This is a genomic window from Streptomyces diversicolor (genome assembly GCF_057537855.1).
In genome coordinates this window covers 1-4,685 of record NZ_BAAJXA010000100.1, presented here as the reverse complement: position 1 = coordinate 4,685, position 4,685 = coordinate 1, and the positions used below count along the sequence as shown (strand labels likewise).

8 protein-coding genes are annotated in these 4,685 nt (G+C 63.4%); 6 read left to right on the top strand and 2 right to left on the bottom strand.

Translation table 11 applies throughout. The features are described 5' to 3' along the window. Window positions 1-302: 302 nt before the first annotated feature. Complete coding sequence (locus AC27LF_RS45245) at window positions 303-455, top strand: hypothetical protein (protein WP_479661259.1); 153 nt, start codon at window positions 303-305, stop codon at window positions 453-455. A gap of 146 nt (window positions 456-601) precedes the next feature. Here the strand turns inward: AC27LF_RS45245 and AC27LF_RS45240 are convergent, their stop codons facing one another. Both AC27LF_RS45240 and AC27LF_RS45235 read right to left on the bottom strand, forming a co-directional pair. Further along, on the bottom strand, window positions 602-802 hold the full coding sequence (locus AC27LF_RS45240) for a DUF397 domain-containing protein (protein WP_479661258.1): 201 nt from the start codon (window positions 800-802) through the stop codon (window positions 602-604). Continuing rightward, window positions 799-1,626: a helix-turn-helix domain-containing protein gene (locus AC27LF_RS45235; protein ID WP_479661257.1), complete on the bottom strand. Its 828-nt coding sequence runs from the start codon at window positions 1,624-1,626 to the stop codon at window positions 799-801. Before AC27LF_RS45235 ends, AC27LF_RS45240 begins: the two co-directional genes overlap by 4 nt. Before the next feature lie 106 nt (window positions 1,627-1,732). Between AC27LF_RS45235 and AC27LF_RS45230 the strand changes: the two genes are divergently transcribed. The 5 genes from AC27LF_RS45230 to AC27LF_RS45210 all read left to right on the top strand — a co-directional run bounded on the left by AC27LF_RS45230 (window position 1,733) and on the right by AC27LF_RS45210 (window position 4,630). Continuing rightward, the gene (locus tag AC27LF_RS45230) at window positions 1,733-1,900 is read left to right on the top strand and encodes a hypothetical protein (RefSeq protein WP_479661256.1); all 168 of its coding nucleotides are present in this window, start codon (window positions 1,733-1,735) and stop codon (window positions 1,898-1,900) included. Then, complete coding sequence (locus AC27LF_RS45225) at window positions 1,897-2,130, top strand: hypothetical protein (RefSeq protein ID WP_479661255.1); 234 nt, start codon at window positions 1,897-1,899, stop codon at window positions 2,128-2,130. The genes AC27LF_RS45230 and AC27LF_RS45225 overlap by 4 nt, the downstream gene beginning before the upstream one ends. A 376-nt stretch (window positions 2,131-2,506) precedes the next feature. Next, on the top strand, window positions 2,507-3,625 hold the full coding sequence (locus AC27LF_RS45220; protein WP_479661254.1) for a radical SAM protein: 1,119 nt from the start codon (window positions 2,507-2,509) through the stop codon (window positions 3,623-3,625). Then, a complete protein-coding gene (locus AC27LF_RS45215; RefSeq protein WP_479661253.1) occupies window positions 3,622-3,759 on the top strand; it encodes a hypothetical protein in 138 nt (45 codons plus the stop codon). The genes AC27LF_RS45220 and AC27LF_RS45215 overlap by 4 nt, the downstream gene beginning before the upstream one ends. 64 nt (window positions 3,760-3,823) lie before the next feature. Further along, complete coding sequence (locus AC27LF_RS45210; RefSeq protein WP_479661252.1) at window positions 3,824-4,630, top strand: aminoglycoside phosphotransferase; 807 nt, start codon at window positions 3,824-3,826, stop codon at window positions 4,628-4,630. The last annotated feature ends 55 nt before the right edge of the window (window positions 4,631-4,685 follow it).

Sequence of the window (4,685 nt, the reverse complement as noted above, 5' to 3'; positions counted from 1 at the left end):
GGACGCCTTACCTTACGACGGGCCTAATGACGCCCGGCTTGGCGCCTTGCTACGCGCCCTGCAGCCCGGAGAACGCGCCGTGGTGCTGGCCCGCGCCTGCTCAGGGGTGAAGTCCTGGAATGAGGCCGCTCTCCTTGCGGGCGCCGCTGATCCAGTCGCCATGGGGAGGCGGGTACGCCGCAAGGTCAACCGCCTCAGAGCCCGCCACAAGGCCCGCGCTGCGGCGGCAGTTCGGCAACAGTTGGTCTGGGCGGCACGCGACTCGGCACGTCTGGCGGGTGGTCATGAGCCGGGAGAGCGAGGTGAATAACGACCGACAGATCGGCGTGCGTACGGCCGTCCTGCTCCTGGCAGGCGTGATCACCGTCATTGTGGCCGCGCGAGACCCTCAGCTGGGCATGGCCATCGGGATCGGTGTCGCCGTGGTCACCCTGCTGGACCTGCTGATGGAGTAGCCGGGGAACGCCCGGCAACTGGCCCGGAAGGCTTCTCCGAGCCCCAGTACTCCTCACTGCCCCGCAAGGGCCATGAGGTCGCGCACTACACAAGAACGGCCCCCCGCATCGGACAGAAGATCGGGGGGCCGTTCGTCGTCGGCATGTCAGATGGTCTGGTCCTGAGCGTACGAGAGGAACGAGGACCAGGCGCCGGGACCGAAGGCGAGGATGCCAGCCTGCGGGTCCTTGCTGTCACGGACGGGGACCACGCCGCGCGAGCGGACGAGGTTGACGGCGACTTCCACGCAGTTGCCGCCGTTGCTGCTGTACGAAGACGTGAACCAACGCGGGGTATCGGTCGTCACGGGGTGCCCTTTCGAAGCTGTTCGATCATGGCCACAGACGCCGCCTGCGAGCAGGCTTCGGCCTGTAGTTGATGGTAGGCCGTTTGGGCGGCCACTACGAACGTGCTTTCCCGTACGAGATGACCGCGTTGGGCTGACTCGGCGTAGGCGACATGGGACCGATCAGCAAGCGTCAGCAGGTTGATCGGCAGATCGAACGAGCGTCGCTCACCAAGGTCGTACGGCGCCACCTGTAGGACGGTCGACGGCAGTTCAGCGAACTCGGTGAGCCTGTCGAACTGCCTCGCCATGACGGAGGGCCCGCCCACCGGGCGCATAAGGCAGCTCTCGTCCAGGACTGCGAAGACCAGGGGTGGCGGGGTGCGCTCCAGTGCGGCTTGTCGCTTCGTGAGTAACGCCAGGCGTTCCTCTGCCTGCTGTTCCGTGATGGCGCCTCTCCGGACGGCTCCGGCGGTGATGGCTGCCGCGTACTCCGGTGTCTGAAGCAGACCAGGAACGATCCCCAGATCAAAGAGCCTGATCTCTACCGCACGCATCTCGTGAGGCACGTACTCGGGGAACCCCTCCAACAATGCTGTGTTCCGTACGGCCCTCCCCTGACGCTCGAACGCATCGCCGGTACCGAAAGCCTTGTCGGCACTGTGCGCGAAACGGGAAGTTGGGGAGCGTCGGCCAGTTTCGATGGCCGAAACGTGAGTATCTGAGTAGCCCATACGCTCCCCGAGGTCGGCTTGCGTCCACCCGCGCTCATCTCTCAACCTGCGGAGACGTTCGCCGAACGCTGCGCTCGCCGACTTCTCGGGATCCAGCTCTTTGCGATTCATCGGCCTCACCGTGACTTTCCGTGCAGCTTTCGCAGCTTGAAGACCTGCTGACTGTAGGACACGCTGAACGCCCTTGGTAGTGGTGGTGCTACGGAGAGGAACCAAGGTGCCCGAGACAGACCAGGAGCAGGCTGGTGCCTTCTTCAAGTGCCGCGAGGCACGTGAGGAGCCGGCGCAGACCCTGACCAGCGTCGGCAACTCCCTCGTCGGCCTCACGTTCGACCCCTCCTCTTGCAGGCGTCGCCTGGATGAAGCGCTCATGGAGGCGCAATGACGATCAAGACGGAGCAGCACACCCCCACCATGGGTGAAGTGGTGCGGGACGCCGGCAGAAACCGACTCGGTGAAGTGCGCGGGCATGAGGGCCCCTACTACCAACTTCGACCAGTCGGCGGGGGGCGAGAGTGGGATGCCCCACCCGAAAACATCCGGCAGGTCGGCCGCGACGAAGTGCTCAGCGCTCAGTTGGCCGTGCGCAATCGAATCAGTCGAGGAGCTTTGTAGTGCGCAAGGTAGTTGCGGATGCTGTGGGTCTCTTGTTGGCACTGGTGGTCTTCGGTGAATTCTTCTTCTGCCTCGGCGCTCAGTGGATGGCCCCGAGATAAGACACCTACTTTACCGGATGACCGTTGGGGTTCCTCGCCCAAGGAAACCGTCCGGTGGAGTAGGGCAAATGCCCTCCCCTGTGTAGTGCGCACTGGTCATGCGCAACCCCCGTCACACGGGGGAGGGCGCCTTCACTCAGGTAAAGCATGTCCCTGGCAGGTCTCCGGAGACCCCGGTTCGAGTCCGGGCAGGGGGACCGCACAGCACCACCGACGACTCCGGTCGAATCCGGCCACAGGGACCATCGAAGACACAGAGGTGTTTGGAGGAAGCCGTGCACCAGGTGATCGTGAGCCCTCAAAACAAGACGTTCGTTGCCGTGAGACCCGGCTCAAAGGCCGGGATGCAGTTCCCCCGAGACAAGTACGAGGAAGTACGCGCTGCGGTAGAGACGGCCGCGCCAACGCCGAGTTGGTTGACGGAGACCGCGGCAACATCCTGGGGCGTGGACCTGGGCAGTGCACCAGCGTCGAGTACGGTTCTGGTCCGGCCGGAAGCAGCGCTCAACTATAGCCGCGCCACGTGGGAGGTCAACCGGGGCTGCAACTTCGCCTGTGACATGTGTGTGGTCTGGAAGCGGCCCTTTGCGGGGCTGCCGATGGCGCGCAAGACGAAGCTCCTGGAGATGGTCAGGGACTCTGGGGTTCTGTGGTTCCAGTTCACGGGCGGCGAACCGACCATTGATCCCGACTTCTTGGAGTCGTACCGTACGGCCTTCGGCATGGGGATGATGCTTGAGATCCTGACGAACGGGTCTCGGCTCGACCACGCACCGACTCTGGAAGTCCTCACCGAACTGCCCCCACACAAGATCACGGTTTCTCTGTATGGTGCAACGGCAGAGACCTTTGAGGCACTGACACGTACTCGTGGCGCGTACAAGCGGGTGATGCGGGGGCTGCGAGCGGCCAGGGCTGCCAAGTTGCCGCTTGAGCTGTCGCTCATCGTGACCGAGCACAACGCGCATGAAGTCGATGGAATGAAGGCCCTGGCCGACAACCTTGGCATCCCGCACAAGGTGTTCGCCAATATCTCCCCGTCCTACGACGGCGACAAGGGCCCCCTTGACTTCCAAGTCACCGAATACATCAACCGGGAAGAGGTGTTCCGTGGCTGCCCTGCTGGACATACCTTCTTCCACTTGGACCCGTTCGGCAATGCAACCATGTGCAAGGTCGGACGAGAGAACCCCATCAATCTCATGTCTACTGGGCTTGCTGGGTTAAGGGATCTGCCGCTCATCGCAGATGCCCAAATGCTTCGCACTGGGGGCTGTAGCGGGTGCAAGCTGTCCGGCTCCTGCCGGGTATGCAGGCCACTCGCCAAGCTCTATCAGCAAGCGAAGGCACCACTTCGCAACTACTGCCAACACGGATTCAAGGAGGAGTCATGACCGCTGCCACCATCAACACCGCGGAGGTGTCGTCCGCGACGGAGGCCGGGACCGCCGTCGTCCTGGTGGACGACGTGGAGGAGCTGACGGCCGACGCACAGCCCGGTTGCGGCAACGACAACCCGTACAACTGACCAGCGCGCACGGCGGGGGCTCCGCAGAGCGGGGCCCCCGCCTCGTTGATGAGAGAGTGACTCCATGGCGTCTCGCATCGACTTCGAAGAGCTGCCCTCGGCCGTCCGCACGGCTGTCGCCTCCCATACAGGCCGGATTCACCGCGTAGAGCCGGTATCCGCCGGCCTGAACAGCCAGATCGCGGCCCGGCTGTACTGCGACGCCGGCACGGTCCACGTTAAGGGCCTTCGCACCGACCACCGATGGGCCTGGACTCAGGAACGCGAAGCCGAAGTGAATCCCTACCTGAAGGGGGTTTCTCCTGAACTGGTTTGGCGGGTGAAAGGAAGCGGCTGGGATCTCCTGGGATTTGAGCACATCAAAGGTCATCACGCCGATTACAGCCACGGATCACATGACCTTCCGCTGATGGTCGGCCTTCTGACCGGCCTCAGCGAGACCGAATGCCCGCCGATCGTATTGCGGGAAGCCGGACAGCGGCTGAAGAACTTCGTGGATGACGTTTCTCAGGTGGAGCTGTTCCGGGGAAGCTCAGTGCTCCACACCGACCTCAACAACGAAAACGTGCTGATCCAGGAAAAACGCGCCTATATGGTCGACTGGGCTTGGGCTACCCGTGGCGCACCGTGGTTGGATGCGGCGTACTGGGTAATCTGGCTCATCGCAGCCGGGGAGCACTCACCGGAGAGCGCGGAGTCGTGGGCAGCGCGAGTCCCTACGTGGCAAGCGGCCTCCCCCGAGGCGCTGGGGGCATTCGCCGCAGCCAATCAGCGTATGTGGGCTGAGATCGGGGGAGATGAACCAGACTTTTGGACCTCCCGATTGATGTCTGCCTCCGAGGTGTGGTCTGAGTACCGACAATGCCTGTGAGGCACGGAACGCTGTTGTTGCTACATCAGCAGTTGATGTAAGAACTCCGGGGTCG